This is a genomic window from Streptomyces sp. NPDC059037 (genome assembly GCF_042740015.1).
Lineage (GTDB): Bacteria > Actinomycetota > Actinomycetes > Streptomycetales > Streptomycetaceae > Streptomyces.
This window is the reverse complement of the sequence record NZ_JBHYIG010000010.1, coordinates 15,240-29,861: the sequence shown is the minus strand read 5'-3', so window position 1 is coordinate 29,861 and position 14,622 is coordinate 15,240. Positions and strand designations below refer to the sequence as shown.

General features: G+C 70.8%; 16 protein-coding genes. 5 read left to right on the top strand and 11 right to left on the bottom strand.

The window, feature by feature from the left end; translation table 11 throughout:
- Nucleotides 1–101: 101 nt before the first annotated feature.
- On the top strand, nucleotides 102–452 hold the full coding sequence (locus tag ACFWY6_RS04030; protein ID WP_384686117.1) for a WhiB family transcriptional regulator: 351 nt from the start codon (nucleotides 102–104) through the stop codon (nucleotides 450–452).
- A gap of 22 nt (nucleotides 453–474) precedes the next feature.
- On the opposite strand, the gene ACFWY6_RS04025 is transcribed toward ACFWY6_RS04030, so the two are convergent.
- Nucleotides 475–1,371, bottom strand: coding sequence for a LysR family transcriptional regulator (locus ACFWY6_RS04025; RefSeq protein ID WP_266870042.1), 897 nt, complete (start codon nucleotides 1,369–1,371; stop codon nucleotides 475–477).
- Nucleotides 1,372–1,450: 79 nt separating this feature from the next.
- On the opposite strand from ACFWY6_RS04025, the gene ACFWY6_RS04020 reads away from it, so the two are divergent.
- Nucleotides 1,451–2,125: an MOSC domain-containing protein gene (locus ACFWY6_RS04020; RefSeq protein WP_384686115.1), complete on the top strand. Its 675-nt coding sequence runs from the start codon at nucleotides 1,451–1,453 to the stop codon at nucleotides 2,123–2,125.
- 80 nt (nucleotides 2,126–2,205) lie between these two features.
- Complete coding sequence (locus ACFWY6_RS04015) at nucleotides 2,206–2,979, top strand: SDR family NAD(P)-dependent oxidoreductase (protein WP_384686113.1); 774 nt, start codon at nucleotides 2,206–2,208, stop codon at nucleotides 2,977–2,979.
- 157 nt (nucleotides 2,980–3,136) lie between these two features.
- Here ACFWY6_RS04015 and groL read toward each other — a convergent pair whose 3' ends face one another.
- The 3 genes from groL to ACFWY6_RS04000 all read right to left on the bottom strand — a co-directional run bounded on the left by groL (nucleotide 3,137) and on the right by ACFWY6_RS04000 (nucleotide 6,628).
- Complete coding sequence (gene groL, locus ACFWY6_RS04010) at nucleotides 3,137–4,759, bottom strand: chaperonin GroEL (RefSeq protein ID WP_384686111.1); 1,623 nt, start codon at nucleotides 4,757–4,759, stop codon at nucleotides 3,137–3,139.
- Between the two features lie 116 nt (nucleotides 4,760–4,875).
- Nucleotides 4,876–5,184, bottom strand: a complete 309-nt coding sequence (gene groES, locus ACFWY6_RS04005; RefSeq protein WP_006347174.1) for a co-chaperone GroES — start codon at nucleotides 5,182–5,184, stop codon at nucleotides 4,876–4,878.
- Nucleotides 5,185–5,692: 508 nt separating this feature from the next.
- Nucleotides 5,693–6,628, bottom strand: coding sequence for a polysaccharide deacetylase family protein (locus ACFWY6_RS04000; protein ID WP_384686109.1), 936 nt, complete (start codon nucleotides 6,626–6,628; stop codon nucleotides 5,693–5,695).
- A gap of 82 nt (nucleotides 6,629–6,710) precedes the next feature.
- On the opposite strand from ACFWY6_RS04000, the gene ACFWY6_RS03995 reads away from it, so the two are divergent.
- Complete coding sequence (locus ACFWY6_RS03995; protein ID WP_384686107.1) at nucleotides 6,711–7,922, top strand: methyltransferase domain-containing protein; 1,212 nt, start codon at nucleotides 6,711–6,713, stop codon at nucleotides 7,920–7,922.
- A gap of 25 nt (nucleotides 7,923–7,947) precedes the next feature.
- Here the strand turns inward: ACFWY6_RS03995 and ACFWY6_RS03990 are convergent, their stop codons facing one another.
- The 3 genes from ACFWY6_RS03990 to ACFWY6_RS03980 form a co-directional block, all read right to left on the bottom strand.
- The gene (locus ACFWY6_RS03990) at nucleotides 7,948–9,177 is read right to left on the bottom strand and encodes an RNA polymerase sigma factor (protein WP_384686172.1); all 1,230 of its coding nucleotides are present in this window, start codon (nucleotides 9,175–9,177) and stop codon (nucleotides 7,948–7,950) included.
- 146 nt (nucleotides 9,178–9,323) lie between these two features.
- Nucleotides 9,324–9,680, bottom strand: a complete 357-nt coding sequence (locus tag ACFWY6_RS03985; protein WP_266870032.1) for a YciI family protein — start codon at nucleotides 9,678–9,680, stop codon at nucleotides 9,324–9,326.
- A gap of 45 nt (nucleotides 9,681–9,725) precedes the next feature.
- Nucleotides 9,726–11,216 carry an MFS transporter gene (locus tag ACFWY6_RS03980; RefSeq protein ID WP_384686105.1) on the bottom strand — a complete coding sequence of 497 codons (1,491 nt, stop codon included), beginning with the start codon at nucleotides 11,214–11,216 and terminating at the stop codon, nucleotides 9,726–9,728.
- A gap of 56 nt (nucleotides 11,217–11,272) precedes the next feature.
- Between ACFWY6_RS03980 and ACFWY6_RS03975 the strand changes: the two genes are divergently transcribed.
- Nucleotides 11,273–11,971: a TetR/AcrR family transcriptional regulator gene (locus tag ACFWY6_RS03975; RefSeq protein ID WP_384686103.1), complete on the top strand. Its 699-nt coding sequence runs from the start codon at nucleotides 11,273–11,275 to the stop codon at nucleotides 11,969–11,971.
- A gap of 39 nt (nucleotides 11,972–12,010) precedes the next feature.
- On the opposite strand, the gene ACFWY6_RS03970 is transcribed toward ACFWY6_RS03975, so the two are convergent.
- Genes ACFWY6_RS03970 through tsaB form a run of 4 tightly spaced genes read right to left on the bottom strand, consistent with a single transcriptional unit; the run spans nucleotide 12,011 to nucleotide 14,535 of the window.
- Nucleotides 12,011–12,268 (bottom strand): hypothetical protein, encoded by a 258-nt coding sequence (locus ACFWY6_RS03970; protein WP_384686101.1) that lies wholly within the window; start codon nucleotides 12,266–12,268, stop codon nucleotides 12,011–12,013.
- Entirely contained in the window at nucleotides 12,265–13,374 is a 1,110-nt protein-coding gene (gene tsaD / locus ACFWY6_RS03965) for a tRNA (adenosine(37)-N6)-threonylcarbamoyltransferase complex transferase subunit TsaD (protein WP_384686100.1), read from the bottom strand. The genes ACFWY6_RS03970 and tsaD overlap by 4 nt, the downstream gene beginning before the upstream one ends.
- A complete protein-coding gene (gene rimI, locus ACFWY6_RS03960) occupies nucleotides 13,367–13,849 on the bottom strand; it encodes a ribosomal protein S18-alanine N-acetyltransferase (protein WP_384686170.1) in 483 nt (160 codons plus the stop codon). Before rimI ends, tsaD begins: the two co-directional genes overlap by 8 nt.
- Before the next feature lie 29 nt (nucleotides 13,850–13,878).
- Complete coding sequence (tsaB, locus tag ACFWY6_RS03955) at nucleotides 13,879–14,535, bottom strand: tRNA (adenosine(37)-N6)-threonylcarbamoyltransferase complex dimerization subunit type 1 TsaB (RefSeq protein ID WP_384686098.1); 657 nt, start codon at nucleotides 14,533–14,535, stop codon at nucleotides 13,879–13,881.
- Nucleotides 14,536–14,622 lie beyond the last annotated feature (87 nt).

The following is a 14,622-nucleotide window of genomic DNA, read 5'->3' as shown; positions in this document are numbered from 1 at the left end:
GTGACTAGATTTTCCAATGAGTCATATTTTCATCTCCTTAGACAGTAGATGTACGGTCATGGGCACCGTATCCGCGCAGAACGGCTACCAGGAGACAAGCAATGGCAGATTTCTCCCGCCTTCCCGGACCGAACGCAGATCTGTGGGACTGGCAGCTCCTCGCGGCCTGCCGCGGGGTCGACAGCTCGCTCTTCTTTCACCCCGAGGGCGAGCGGGGCGCGGCACGAAGCGCGCGTGAGAACTCCGCCAAGGAGGTCTGCATGAGGTGCCCGGTGCGCGCGGAGTGCGCCGCTCACGCACTCGCGGTGCGCGAGCCGTACGGCGTGTGGGGCGGGCTGACGGAGGACGAGCGCGAGGAACTCATGGGCCGGGCCCGCAACCGCCTGGTCGCGGCGTCAGCGGCACCGGCGCCGCACTCGGCGGTCGGCGGAAGCCCGGTCTCGCGTTCTTGAAGGAACGTTTCTTCGCAGGCGCTCAGCGCTCTGCGGCCCGCGCGAGGTGGTCAAGCGTGGCGGCCACCGCGGGCACCTGCGCCAGGTCGGGCAAGGTGAGCGCGACGATCTCGCGCTGCACGGCGGGCTCCACCGTCACCGTGCGCGCACCCTTGGGGCGTACCGACTCGATGGCGAGCTCGGGCAGCACCGCGACCCCGAGGCCCGCGCCGACCAGGCCGATCACCGCCGGATAGTCGTCCGTCGCGAAATCGATCCGGGGCACGAAACCCGCCCCTTCGCAGACCTCCACCAGCTGCCTGCGACAGCGCGGACAGCCCGCGATCCACGGCTCGTCGGCAAGCTCCCCGATGGCGACCGACTCCGCCTTCGCCAGCCGGTGCCCGTCCGGCACGAGACCGACGAGCCGGTCGGCGAGCAGAGGGCGCACCACCAGGTCGTCCCACTCCTCGGCGGCGGATGCCCCCTCGTAACGGAAGGCGAGCGCCACATCGCAGTCACCCTCGCGCAGCATCTCGACCGAGCGCGGTGGCTCGGCGTCGACCAGGGAGACCCGGGTGCCGGGGTGGGCGGCGCGCAGGGCGGCGAGCGCGCTCGGCACCAGGGTCGAGCTGCCGCTGGGGAAGGAGACGAGGCGGACACGGCCCGCCCGCAGGCCCGCGATGGCGGCGACCTCTTCCTCGGCGGCGGTGAGCCCCGCCAGGATCCCGGCGGCGTGCCGGACCAGGGCCTCGCCCGCCTGGGTCAGGCGCATCTCGCGGCCCGTGCGGATCAGCAGGGGGGTGCCTGCCGAGCCTTCGAGCGCCTTCATCTGCTGGCTGACGGCGGGCTGGGTGCAGCCGAGCTCGCGCGCCGCGGCGGAGAAGGAGCCGGTGGCGGCGACCGCACGCAGGACGCGGAGATGACGGGCCTCGATCATGGTTCGAGCATAAGCGACGCTTGGGCGAAGTGCCCAATATTGCGTCGACGCTTTGAGCGGGCTCCCCTAGCCTGCCCTCATGAAGCTTCTCTCTGTGAATCTGGGCCGGCTCAAGGCCGTCGAGTACACCGACGCGCCCTCGGGCGGCACCGGCATCGACAAGCAGCCGGCCGATGGGGCCATCCGGGTGAGCGCGCCCGGCGAGAAGGGGGTCGGCGGGAGCGGCCTCGCCGGGGACGAGGTCTGCGATCTGCGGCACCACGGCGGGAACGACCAGGCGGTGTACGCCTTCGCGCGCGAGGACCTCGACCAGTGGGAGCACACGCTCGGGCGGCCGCTGGCCAACGGCGGGTTCGGCGAGAACCTCACGACCGCCGGGCTCGACGTGAGCGGCGCGAAGATCGGCGAGCGCTGGCGCGTCGGCCCCGAGCTGGTCCTCGAAGTGACGTCGAGCCGCATCCCTTGCCGTACGTTCCAGGGCCATGTCGGCGAGAAGGCGTGGGTGAAGCGCTTCACCCAGCAGGGCGCACCGGGCGCGTATCTGCGGGTGATCGAGCCGGGTGAGATCCGGGGCGGCGACGCGATCGAGATCGTGCACCGCCCGGACCACGAGGTCACCGTGGCCTTCCAGTTCAGGGCGGTGACGACGGAGAAGAATCTGCTGCCGAGGCTGCTCGCCGCGGGCTCCGCGCTGCACCCCGAGTCGATCGAAGCGGCACACAAGTACGCGGAGAAGTACGGCGAGAATTCCTAACTGACCACCTGCAGACGCCAGTTGACCAACCGACGAGTCGGGGCGAAACGGCGGTCGCAAGATCTCACTAGCCTTGGCCCATGACTACGGCTCTGATTACGGGATCGACCGCCGGTATCGGCGCGGCCTTCGCCCGGCGGCTCGCCGGTGACGGCCACAACCTGGTCCTCGTGGCACGGAACACCGAGCGGCTGCGGGAACAGGCGACCGAACTGCACGACCGGCACGGCATCGAGGCGGAGGTCCTGACCGCGGACCTCGCGACGGACGGCGGGATCGAGGCCGTCGAGAAGCGGCTCGCGGACCGCAGGAACCCGGTCGATCTCCTCGTCAACAACGCCGGGTTCGGCAACAAGGGCGAATATCTCGAGGTGCCCATGACCGACGAGCTGACGATGCTCAAGGTGCACTGCGAGGCGGTGCTCCGGCTGACGTCGGCGGCCGCGGAAGCGATGCGGGAGCGGGGCCGTGGCGGTGTCGTCAACGTCGCGTCGGTGGCGGCGTTCGTGCCGCGCGGGACGTACGGCGCTTCGAAGGCGTGGGTCGTGCAGTTCACCCAGGGTGCGGCGAAGGACCTGGCCGGCTCCGGGGTGCGGCTGATGGCGCTGTGCCCCGGCTTCGTCCGTACGGAGTTCCACGAGCGCGCCGGGATGGGCACGTCCAACATCCCCAAGTGGATGTGGCTCGACGCCGACAAGCTGGTCGCGGCGGCCCTGTCCGACTTGGCGCGGGGCAAGACCCTGTCAATCCCGGACCCCAGGTACAAGACACTGATGGGGGTGGTGAAGGTGACGCCAAGGGCCCTGCTGGGCGGAGTCACATCCCGTACGGGAAGGAAATACGGCCCGCAGTAGAAGTCCCGCCCCTTAAGGGGCGCGGGGAACTGCGCGAGGACGGACCACGGTCCGCAGCCGGAAAGGACGCGCACCCCGGCAGACGCATCCCCGAGAACGACGGAGGCCCGGCACCCCCACGGGGTACCGGGCCTCCGGTTCAGCTACGCGGCAGCGGTCAGTGGGAGTGACCGTGGCCGTGCCCGGCCTCAGCCTCTTCCTCGGCCGGCTTCTCGACGACCAGGGTCTCGGTCGTGAGCAGCAGCGAGGCGATCGACGCGGCGTTCTCGAGCGCGGAGCGCGTCACCTTGACGGGGTCGATGACACCGGCCTTGACCAGGTCGCCGTACTCGCCGGTCGCGGCGTTGAAGCCGAAGCCCTTGTCGAGCTCGGCGACCTTCGAGGTGATGACGTAGCCCTCGAGGCCGGCGTTCTCGGCGATCCAGCGCAGCGGCTCGACGGCGGCGCGGCGGACGACCGCGACACCCGTGGCCTCGTCACCGGTCTTGTCGAGGTTGCCCTCGAGGACCTTGACGGCGTGCACCAGAGCGGAGCCACCACCGGAGACGATGCCCTCCTCGACCGCGGCGCGGGTCGCGGAGATGGCGTCCTCCAGACGGTGCTTCTTCTCCTTCAGCTCCACCTCGGTGGCGGCGCCGACCTTGATGACGCACACGCCGCCGGCCAGCTTCGCGAGGCGCTCCTGGAGCTTCTCGCGGTCCCAGTCGGAGTCCGTGGCCTCGATCTCGGCCTTGATCTGGTTGACGCGGCCCTCGACCTCGGAGGCGTCGCCGCCGCCGTCGACGACGGTGGTGTCGTCCTTGGTGATGGTCACGCGGCGGGCGGTGCCGAGCACGTCGAGGCCGACCTGGTCGAGCTTGAGGCCGACCTCTTCGGCGATGACGGTGCCGCCCGTGAGGGTGGCGAGGTCACCGAGCATGGCCTTGCGGCGGTCGCCGAAGCCGGGGGCCTTCACCGCGACGGCGTTGAAGGTGCCGCGGATCTTGTTCACGACCAGGGTCGAAAGGGCCTCGCCCTCGACGTCCTCGGCGATGATCAGGAGCGGCTTCGAGGCGTTGGCCTGGATGACCTTCTCGAGCAGCGGCAGGAGGTCCTGGATGGAGGAGATCTTGCCCTGGTGGATGAGGATGTACGGGTCGTCGAGGACGGCCTCCATACGCTCCTGGTCGGACACCATGTACGGGGACAGGTAGCCCTTGTCGAAGGCCATGCCCTCGGTGAAGTCCAGCTCAAGACCGAAGGTGTTGGACTCCTCGACGGTGATGACACCGTCCTTGCCGACCTTGTCCATCGCCTCGGCGATGAGCTCGCCGACCTGCGGGTCCTGGGCGGACAGACCGGCGACGGCCGCGATGTCGGCCTTGTCGTCGATCGGACGGGCGGTGGCGAGGAGCTCCTCGGAGACGGCCGCGACGGCGGCGTCGATGCCCTTCTTCAGGGCGGCCGGGGAGGCGCCGGCGGCGACGTTGCGCAGGCCTTCCTTGACCAGGGCCTGGGCGAGCACGGTCGCGGTGGTGGTGCCGTCACCCGCGATGTCGTTGGTCTTGGTCGCCACCTCCTTGACGAGCTGGGCGCCGAGGTTCTCGTACGGGTCCTCGACCTCGACCTCACGGGCGATGGTGACGCCGTCGTTGGTGATGGTCGGGGCGCCGAACTTCTTGTCGATGACGACGTTGCGGCCGCGGGGGCCGATCGTCACCTTGACCGTGTCGGCAAGCTTGTTGACGCCGCGCTCAAGGGCGCGACGGGCGTCCTCGTCGAACTTCAGGATCTTCGCCATGGGAGCGGTTCAGCCCTCTCGAAAACTCGGGATTGAACGAACTGCGCCCCTTGCCGCCCGGCAATCAGCGGGGTGACCAGGGGCGCAGCTCAAAGCAATGTTCTGCTTCGGGTGAATTACTTCTCGACGATCGCGAGCACGTCGCGAGCCGAGAGGACGAGGTACTCGTCGCCGTTGTACTTCACCTCGGTGCCGCCGTACTTGCTGTACAGCACGACGTCGCCGACCTTGACGTCGAGCGGCAGGCGCTCGCCGTTCTCGAAGCGGCCCGGGCCCACGGCGAGGACAGCACCCTCCTGGGGCTTCTCCTTCGCGGTGTCCGGAATGACCAGGCCCGAGGCCGTGGTCTGCTCGGCGTCGAGCGGCTGGACCACAATGCGGTCCTCGAGCGGCTTGATGGCAACCTTGGAGCTGGCGGTCGTCACGATCCGGTCTCCCCCTTCGGAGATCTACGGGGTTAACAGTCTGAAGTGGCGACCAGGTGGATCCGTCGTCGCGGGTGCCGGACCTGCCCGTCGCTATTGGCACTCTCCAGTGGGGAGTGCCAGAGCTGAGACTAGGACGGGGATTAGCACTCGGTCAAGCGGAGTGCCAATTGCTGACGCGGGTCTTAGCGGGGTGGGGTGCCTTCTGGACGTGCGGGGGATGCCCCGGGCCCCTCGGGGCAACGTTTCTCCGTGGTTGGGGGTTCCGTCTCCGTTGCCTCGTGCCGTTGCGTTTTCGGTGGCCCGGCAGGTGGGGCTGTGCCCACCCGTTCCGCCTTGCGGAACGCCTGCCCACAGCCGGAGGGCGGCTTCTTCTGCGGCATCTTCTCCGCCGCCTTTCTGCCCAGCCTCTCGATCGGGTCCACCGACTGGGCGCAGCCCGTGAGCAGTGCGGGCGCGAGGACGGCTGCCGCGAGGGCTCCGGCAAGGAATCGCCGCGCCCGCCCGGTCACAGGTAGTCCTCCAGTCTGGCCACCGCGTACCCCTTGTCCGTGACCGTCTTCATGACCTTGCGGATCATGTCGGGCATGGTGCCCTTCCAGTGCTCGCGCCCCCTGAAGTGCGTGAGGATGATGTCGCCGGGGTGCAGGTCCTTGTCCCACTCGCGCCACTCCATGCGGTCGGTGAAGGCTTCCGACGCCCACAGCGGCACCGCCTTGATGCCGCAGGACTTGGCGGCGCGCAGCGTGTCCTCGTTGTAGTTGCCGTACGGCGGGCGGAAGAGCTCGGGCCGTTTGCCGTACCGCTTCTTGATGATGTCCTGCATGCCGCAGATCTCGCGGCGCTGGCCCGCGTACGAAAGTCCCGGCATATAGCGGTGGTTGAGGGTGTGGTTGTTCAGGGAGGCGCCGCGGGACTGCATCTTCTTGAAGTAGCCGTAGTCCTCCTTGACCAGGTAGTCGCTGAGGAACGCGGTGTACGGGATCTTCAGCTCGGTCATCATCTTCAGCAGCGCCGGGTCCTTCTCGGCGCCGTCGTCGATGGTCAGGAAGACGACCTTCCGCTTGGTGGGGATGGTCGTGAAGACCGGCGGCAGGCCCGCCTGGCCCTTGACCTCGAAGCCCTTGCGGGTGGTGATCCGCGGCTTCTTGGCGGGGGCCGCGGGAGCGGCGAGCGGGGTCTTCGCCAGGCCCCAGCGTTTCGCGGCGGCGGCGCGGGCGACCTGGGCGACGCGGAGCTTGTGGGCGTAGGCGTCGAGGGCGCGGGCCGGCGGGGCGTCGAGGCGCTGCCGGCCGGGGGCGGGCTTCACGCCGTCCGAATCGCCTCCGACGGCACAGCCGGAGGCGATCGCGGCGCCGGTGAGGACAGCCGCGGTGACCCGCGTCCGGCCCCTCCGCCGCTTCCGTCTTCTGCCGTATTGATCGTTTTGTCGTACTAGTTGCATGGCGCCGGATCTTTGCAGCTCACAGCCCTGACGAGGGGCCGACACCGCCGCCGCGCGCGCACCATCCACCGACTGGCCCACAATGGGCCGGGTGAACGACCTCGACCACGCCCTGGCCTCCTTCTCCGCGCTGCTCACCCCCGAGGGCCGGTCCCTGCTCGATCTCGACGAGGTGCGGGAGGCCGAGCCCGCGCGGGAGCTGGCCGTCGCCACCCGGCTGCGCCGCGAGCACCCGGCGGAACTGGTCACGGCGGTCCTCGCGCAGGCGCGGCTGCGGCGGCGGGCGGTGGCGAAGTTCGGTGCCGACGACGCGGGGCGGATGTTCTTCACGCCGAACGGCGTCGAGCAGGCGACACGCACGAGCGTGGCCGTGCACCGCGCCGAGAGCTTCAAGGCGCTCGGCGTACGCAGCGTGGCCGACCTCTGCTGCGGCATCGGCGGCGACGCGATCGCGCTCGCGCGGGCCGGGATCGCGGTCCTCGCCGTCGACCGCGACCCGCTGACGTGCGCGGTGGCGCGCGCGAACGCACAGGCGCTGGGGCTCGCGGAGTTGATCGAGGTGCGCGAGGGCGATGTCACCGAGGTCGACACATCCGCGTACGACGCTGTCTTCGTGGACCCGGCGCGACGCGGGGGCAGGGGCCGCATCTTCGATCCCGAGGCCTACTCGCCGCCCCTCTCCTGGGCGATCGAGGCAGCCCGCAAGGCGCCGCACGCGGCGCTGAAGATCGCTCCCGGGATTCCGCACGAGGCGGTGCCGGACGACGCCGCTGCGGAGTGGATCTCGGACGGCGGGGACGTGAAGGAGGCCGTGCTGTGGTTCGGCACCCAGTCCCCCGCCTCGCACCGCGCGACGCTGCTGCCATCGGGGGCCTCGCTGTGGTCCTCGCTCGACGCGATGCTGCCGGATCCGGAGGTGCGGCCCGTCGGGCGCTATCTGTACGAGCCGGACGGCGCCGTCATCCGTGCGCATCTGGTGGCGGAGGTGGCCGCGCGGGTCGAGGGCGGTCTGATCGACGAGACGATCGCGTACGTCACCTCGGACTCGCTGCACGAGACGCCGTACGCGGTGGCGTACGAGATCACCGATCAGCTCCCCTTTGGGGTGAAGAAGTTGAAGGCGGTGCTGAGGGAGCGTGAGGTCGGGATCCTGACGGTGAAGAAGCGGGGGTCGGCGGTGGAACCGGAGGAACTGCGCCGGAAGGTGAAGCCGCAGGGCAAGAACTCGGCGACGGTTTTCCTCACGCGGGCAGGTGGGGCGCCGACGATGCTGATCGGCCACCCGGTCCCATAAGGACCTCAGCAGTCGGCTAAGGACCTCAGCAGTCGGCCGCCCGCGCCAGCAACAGCTCCCGCTCCCGCACATTCCGCGCAAGCCCCGCCGCCCGCTCGAACTCCTCCCGCGCCTCGGCCCGGCGCCCGAGCCGCAGCAGCAGATCTCCCCGCACGCTCGGCAGCAAGTGGTACCCCCTCAGGGCCGGTTCGGAGGCCAGCGCGTCCACCAGGGGCAGCCCCTCCGACGGGCCGGAGGCCATCGAGACCGCCACCGCGCGGTTCAGTTCGACCACCGGCGAGGGCGCCCGCTCGGCCAACAGGGCGTACAGGGCGGCGATCTGGGCCCAGTCCGTCTCCTCGTACGAAGCCGCGTTCGCGTGGTTCGCCGCGATCGCGGCCTGCAGGGCGTACGGCCCGGGAGCCGCCGAGGAAACCGCCCGCGCCCGCGCGAGCGCCGCGAAGCCGCGCCGGATCAGCGCCTGGTTCCAGCGGCGGCGGTTCTGTTCCGCGAGGAGCACCGGCTCGCCCGCAGGCCCCGTCCGCGCACCGGCGCGCGAGGCCTGCAGCTCCAACAGCGCCGCCAGGCCGTGCACTTCGGGCTCCTTCGGCATCAGGCCGGACAGCACGCGGGCCAGGCGCAGCGCGTCCTCGCAGAGGGAAGGACGCAGCCAGTCGTCGCCCTCCGTGGCCGCGTACCCCTCGTTGAAGATGAGGTAGATGACCTCCAGGACCGATCCGAGGCGGGCCTCGCGGTCGGGGCCGTACGGAACTTCGAAGGGCACGCCCTTGGCGGCGAGGGTGCGTTTCGCGCGCACCACGCGCTGGGCCACCGTCGGCTCGGGGACCAGCATCGCGCGGGCGATCTCCGCCGTCGTCAGACCGCCGAGCAGCCGCAGCGTCAGCGCGATACGGGCCTCGGCGGAGAGCACCGGATGGCAGGCGGTGAAGACGAGGCGCAGCAGGTCGTCGTCGATGTCGTCGGGGTCGGCGTCGGCCGGGTCGCCGGCGGACGGCGGCGCCGCCTCCAGGTCGCGGCCCATCTCGGCCAGCTTGAGCGCGTAGCGCTCCCTGCGGCGTACGAGGTCGATGGCGCGGCGCTTGGCCGTGGTCATCAGCCAGGCGCCCGGGTTGTCGGGGACGCCGGTCGCCGGCCACCGTTCGAGCGCGGCGACCAGCGCGTCCTGGGCCAGTTCCTCCGCGATGCCCACGTCGCGCACGATCCGCGCGACACCGGCGACGACGCGCGGCGACTCGATCCGGAAGACGGTGTCGATGGCGCCGCGGGAGGCGTCCGGGCGAGGGTGCTCAGAAGGGCGAGGGTGCTCAGAAGGGCGAGGGTGCTCAGAAGAGTGGGCCGTCACGGCCACCCATCAGAGCACCCTGCGCCAGACACCGCAAAGACGCGGCGCACCGCGAAGACTCAGCCCTCCATGATCTCCCGCACCTCCGCCGTGACCGTCCACTCCTCGTCGTGGATCTTCAGGAAGCGGCTGGCCCACTCGATCGCCTCGGCCTTGTCCTTGCACTGGGAGATCGAGTAGCCGCCGACGACCTCCTTGGCCTCGGTGAACGGCCCGTCCGTGACGGAGAGGCGGCCGCCCTCCCAGTGCACCCGGGAGGCCTCGGACGTCGGCGTGAGGCCGGCGGTGTCGAGCATGACGCCCGCCTTGGTGATCTCTTCGAGCAGCTCACCCATGCGCTGCCCCATCTCGGGGCTCGGGCCGCCCTCGGGAGAGTTCTTCTCGTCGATGCGGATCATCGTCAGGTAGCGCGGCATGACCGGTTCTCCATTCGGTGCGCGGGCGGGGCTTCTTCCCGCCTCTCACCCATGCGTCGAACGGGAGACGCCCGGATCGACATCGTCGCCGAGATTCTTCGAAGTTTCTTCCTGGGCATACGTCTGCGCAGGTCGGAGCCGTGCGGGCGCGCGATGCAGCACGGCTGTCGCCAGCGCGGCCGCGACGAGGAGCGCCGCCGCTACCCAGAACGCCGTCGCGTACCCGTCGACGAGCGGGCCCGGCCCCCGCCCCTCCCCCGTGACCCCCGACGCCACCGTGGCCAGGACCGCGAGCCCCAGCGAGCCGCCCAGCTGCCGGGAGCTGTTGAGCAGCCCCGACGCCATGCCGGTCTCCTCGGCGGCGACACCGGATGTCGCGGCCGTGCCCAGCGGCACGAAGCACATGCCGATGCCCACGCTCGCGACCATCGAGGGCCCCAGGATGGAGTTGAGGAACGTGCCGTCGACGCCCACCGTGAGCCCGAACCAGGCGAGCCCCGCCGCCCCGAGCAGCCCGCCGGTGACCAGGAGCGCCCGCTCCCCGAAGCGCCCCACGGTCCGCGCCGAGATCACCGAACCGGCGACGACGCCCACACAGAACGGCAGGAACGCGGCCCCCGCCGTCGTCGGACCGTACGAAAGCACCTCCTGCAGATAGAGCGACGTGAAGTAGAAGGCGGCGAACTGGCCCGACGACATCAGGAGCGAGAACGCGTTCGCGGAGAGCACCGGCCGGTGCGCGAGCAGGCCGAGCCGCAGCAGCGGATCCCGCTTGCGGGACTCGACGACGGCGAAGGCGGCGAGCAGCACCACCGCCGCACCCAGCGTGCCCAGGGTCGTACCGGATCCCCATGCGTACGTCTCCGTGCGCACCAGGCCGAGGACCAGCACCGCCATGCCCGCCGTGACGAGCAGCGCCCCCACCACGTCGAGGCGCGGCGCGGGCCCGGTGCGCCGGTCGGCGGGCACGCCGTCGCGCGAGAGGAGGAGCGCGGCAAGGACCACCGGGACGTTGATCAGCATCACGGAGCGCCAGCCGGCCCAGTCCGTGAGCAGTCCGCCCGCCATCACGCCGACCGCACCGCCGAGCGCGCCCGATGCCCCCCAGAGCCCGAGCGCCCGCGAACGCGCGGCCCCCGCCTCGTAGTTGACGGTGATCAGCGCGAGGGCGACGGGGGCGAGCGCCGCCGCGCCCGCGCCCTGCACGGCCCGCGCCGCGACGAGCTGCCCCGGCGTGCCGGCGAGCCCGCCCGCCAGGCTGGCGGCGCCGAAGACCGCGAAGCCGGCGATCAGGGTGCGCCGCCGCCCCACCAGGTCGGCGAGCCGCCCGCCGAGCATGAGGAGGCCGCCGAAGGCCAGTGCGTAGGCGTTGACCACCCAGATCAGTGAATCGGCTCCGAAGCCGAGGTCGTCGCCGATGTCGGGAAGCGCGATGTTGACGACGGACATGTCGAGCGAGACGAGGAACTGCACGGTGAGCAGCACCGGCAGCAGCCAACGGTGGTGCGAGGGCGTCGAGTCAGCAGTTTTCACCATGCCAAGGAACATTACTATACGCGTATAGAAAATCAATCGGGAAGCGTTCCCGGACAATGAGCCACGTGGCAGCTGAAAAGGCAGAAGAGAAGACCGAAGAGAAGAAGAAACGCGGCCGCCCCAGCCGCATCGACCTCGACACGATCGTCGGCATCGCGCGCCGCATCCTGCAGGAGGAAGGCGTCGCCGCCCTCAGCATGCGCCGGGTCGCCAAGGAGGTCGGCACGACCCCGATGGCGCTCTACCACCATGTACGCGACAAGGACGAGCTCCTGATGCTCACCCTGTCCGGCACGGCCGACTCGGTCCCCCGCCCCGAGCTGCCCGACGACCCGCGCGACCGGATGCTCGCGGTCTCCGTGCACATGCACGGCGCGCTGGCGGGCATGCCCTGGGTGGTCGAGGTCCTGAGCCTCGGCGATCTCACCGACAAGGGCGCGCTGTGGATGGTCGAGGAGATCGTCGGCTCGGCGATGACGCTAGGACTCACCCCGGGCCAGGCCGTCGCCGCCTACCGCACCATCTGGCACTGCGTGTACGGCGATCTGGTCTTCCGTCAGGCGATGGCCCGCCGCGCCGAAGAACCCGACCGCAAGCGCCACTTCCCAGAAATGATCACGGACGCGGACGCCGAGGAACTGCCCCACATGACCGCACTGGCCGACCGCTGGCTGGAACTGACGGCGGACTACGACGTGTCCACACAGTTGGGAGCGGTCATCGACGGGCTCCTGGGGCAGGCGGGACACCCCTGACACTGCCGGGCCGCGAACTAGGGCTCGGCGTACGCCGCGTCAGTCCACGCCGACCGACTCGAACCGCCACCTGTGCACGGCCCGCGTCACCAACTCCGGTGCGGGCTCCGGCAGTTCGGGAAGGTCGGCGTCGTACGCGGCGTCCCACCAGGTCAGCACGAGCACCCGGTCCTGCGGGGCGCGGAAGCTCTCCCGCCGGACCGGCTCACCGTCCAGGACCTGCGCCCGCGCCCAGGCGAGCAGCTCCGCGCCCCGCCCTTCGGCGGCGCGGGCCTCCCACATCAGCGCGACGGTCACGAGTACAGGTTCTCCTTGCTGACCTCGTGCACGTGATCGTGAGAGTGGTCGTGATCGTGCGTGTGCCCCGGCACGTGCGGCTCCGTCACCGGCAGCGAAGAATCCGCCGACAGGTCCCAGGCGGAGGCCGAGCGGTTGCGCGCCACCATCTCCGCGCCGAGCGCGGCGACCATCGCGCCGTTGTCCGTGCACAGCTTCGGCCGCGGCACCCGCAGCCGGATCCCGGCCGCCTCGCAGCGCTCCTGCGCGAGCGCACGCAGCCGGGTGTTGGCGGCCACGCCGCCGCCGATCATCAGGTGGTCGACGCCCTCGTCCTTGCAGGCCCGCACGGCCTTGCGGGTCAGCACGTCGACGACCGCCTCCTGGAAGGACGCCGCCACATCACGTACGGGAACGTCCTCGCCCGCGGCCCGCTTGGCCTCGATCCAGCGCGCGACGGACGTCTTCAGACCGGAGAAGGAGAAGTCGTACGCGGGGTCGCGCGGCCCGGTGAGCCCGCGCGGGAAGGTGATCGCGGTCGGGTCGCCCTCCTTCGCGTACCGGTCGATGACGGGACCGCCCGGGAAGCCCAGGTTGAGCACCCGCGCGATCTTGTCGAAGGCCTCGCCCGCCGCGTCGTCGATGGTCGCGCCCAGCGGACGTACGTCCGAAGTGATGTCGGCGGACAGGAGCAGCGAGGAGTGGCCGCCCGACACGAGCAGCGCCATCGTCGGCTCCGGCAGCGTGCCGTGCTCCAGCTGGTCCACGCAGATGTGCGAGGCCAGGTGGTTCACGCCGTACAGCGGCTTGCCGAGCGCGTACGCGTACGCCTTGGCCGCCGAGACACCGACGAGCAGCGCGCCCGCGAGACCGGGCCCCGCGGTCACCGCGATGCCGTCGAGATCAGAAGCGGCGACCCCCGCTTCCTTCAGCGCACGGTCGATGGTCGGCACCATGGCTTCCAGGTGCGCGCGGGATGCGACCTCGGGCACGACACCGCCGAAGCGGGCGTGCTCGTCGACGCTGGAGGCGACGGCGTCGGCGAGCAGGGTGGTGCCGCGGACGATGCCGACGCCGGTCTCGTCGCAGGAGGTCTCGATGCCGAGTACGAGCGGTTCGTCAGCCATGGGTGTCGGTTCCTTGCACGGGATTCACTGAGGTTGATGGATCGGTCAGGCGCATCACCAGGGCGTCCACATTGCCCGGCTGGTAGTAGCCGCGTCTGAAGCCGATGGGCTCGAAGCCGAAGCGCTCGTACAGCTTCTGCGCCCGTGTGTTGTCGACCCGCACTTCCAGCATGACCTCGGCGCACTCGAAGGCCGTCGCCGCGCCAAGGAGATCGGTCAGAAGCCGAGCCCCGAGCCCCGTGCCCCAGTGGCTCGGGGCCACCGCGATGGTCTGTACGTCGGCCTGGTCACCGGAGGACGCGAGCCCCGCGTACCCGACGAGCCGTTCGCCGTCCATCGCCACGACATAGCGGCGGGTCGCCAGCGGGCCGCGCGCGTGCGCGAGCTCGGACCAGAACATGCCGCGCGACCAGGCGTCGTCCGGGAAGAGCTCCTTCTCGAGGACGAACACGGGATCGATGTCCCACCAGCGCATCTCGCGCAGGACAACTGTCGTCACGGACGTCACTTGGGGGTGACCACCTTGTAGTTCTTGGGGACCTGCGCGTCCGGGCGGCGCAGGTAGAGCGGCCGGGGGGCCAGCAGCTCCTCGCCGGCGGCGAGCTTCTCCGCGGCGAGCGAGGCCAGCGCGGCCGCCGAGACGTGCTCGGGGGCGCGGGCGTCCGGGAAGGTGTCGGGGTAGAGCACCGCGCCCGCACCGACGGCGGGCAGCCCCGCCACCGCCTCCGCGATGTCCGCGGGCCGGTCCACGGCGGCGTCCGTGAGGCGGGTGCGGGGGTCCGCGTACCGCGCCCAGTAGACCTCCTTGCGCCGCGCGTCCGTGGCGACGACGAAGGGGCCGCCCTCGATGCCCGACTCGTACGCGAGGCCGTCGAGCGTGCACACGCCGTGCACCGGCACACCGAGCGCGAGGCCGAAGGTGTCGGCGGTCATCAGGCCGACGCGCAGACCGGTGTAGGGGCCGGGGCCCACGCCGACGACGATGCCGGTCACCGCGTCGAGTCTCAGCCCCGCGTCGGCGAGCACCCGGTCGACGGCTGGCAGCAGCAGCTCGCCGTGGCGGCGGGCGTCCACCTGGCTGGAGGCTGCGACGACGGACGACCCGTCGTGCAGGGCGACGGTGACGGCGGGGGTTGCGGTATCCAGAGCGAGCAAGAGCACGCGAACAGCCTACGGCTCCGGCGCACGGCGCACGGCCGACCGGGGAAGCCGCACACCTGCTGCTACCGTCAACGCGTAGCCGTGCGG

What these genes read in the sequence shown, in the direction of transcription:
- ACFWY6_RS04030 (WP_384686117.1), top strand. Translation starts at nt 102, where the DNA reads ATGGCAGATTTCTCCCGCCTTCCCGGACCGAACGCAGATCTGTGGGAC.
- ACFWY6_RS04020 (WP_384686115.1), top strand. Translation starts at nt 1,451, where the DNA reads ATGAAGCTTCTCTCTGTGAATCTGGGCCGGCTCAAGGCCGTCGAGTAC.
- ACFWY6_RS04000 (WP_384686109.1), bottom strand. Translation starts at nt 6,628, where the DNA reads ATGCAACTAGTACGACAAAACGATCAATACGGCAGAAGACGGAAGCGG.
- ACFWY6_RS04015 (WP_384686113.1), top strand. Translation starts at nt 2,206, where the DNA reads ATGACTACGGCTCTGATTACGGGATCGACCGCCGGTATCGGCGCGGCC.
- tsaD (WP_384686100.1), bottom strand. Translation starts at nt 13,374, where the DNA reads ATGGCTGACGAACCGCTCGTACTCGGCATCGAGACCTCCTGCGACGAG.
- ACFWY6_RS04025 (WP_266870042.1), bottom strand. Translation starts at nt 1,371, where the DNA reads ATGATCGAGGCCCGTCATCTCCGCGTCCTGCGTGCGGTCGCCGCCACC.
- ACFWY6_RS03975 (WP_384686103.1), top strand. Translation starts at nt 11,273, where the DNA reads ATGAGCCACGTGGCAGCTGAAAAGGCAGAAGAGAAGACCGAAGAGAAG.
- ACFWY6_RS03995 (WP_384686107.1), top strand. Translation starts at nt 6,711, where the DNA reads ATGGGCCGGGTGAACGACCTCGACCACGCCCTGGCCTCCTTCTCCGCG.
- ACFWY6_RS03980 (WP_384686105.1), bottom strand. Translation starts at nt 11,216, where the DNA reads ATGGTGAAAACTGCTGACTCGACGCCCTCGCACCACCGTTGGCTGCTG.
- rimI (WP_384686170.1), bottom strand. Translation starts at nt 13,849, where the DNA reads ATGCGCTGGTGGGACATCGATCCCGTGTTCGTCCTCGAGAAGGAGCTC.
- groL (WP_384686111.1), bottom strand. Translation starts at nt 4,759, where the DNA reads ATGGCGAAGATCCTGAAGTTCGACGAGGACGCCCGTCGCGCCCTTGAG.
- ACFWY6_RS03985 (WP_266870032.1), bottom strand. Translation starts at nt 9,680, where the DNA reads ATGCCGCGCTACCTGACGATGATCCGCATCGACGAGAAGAACTCTCCC.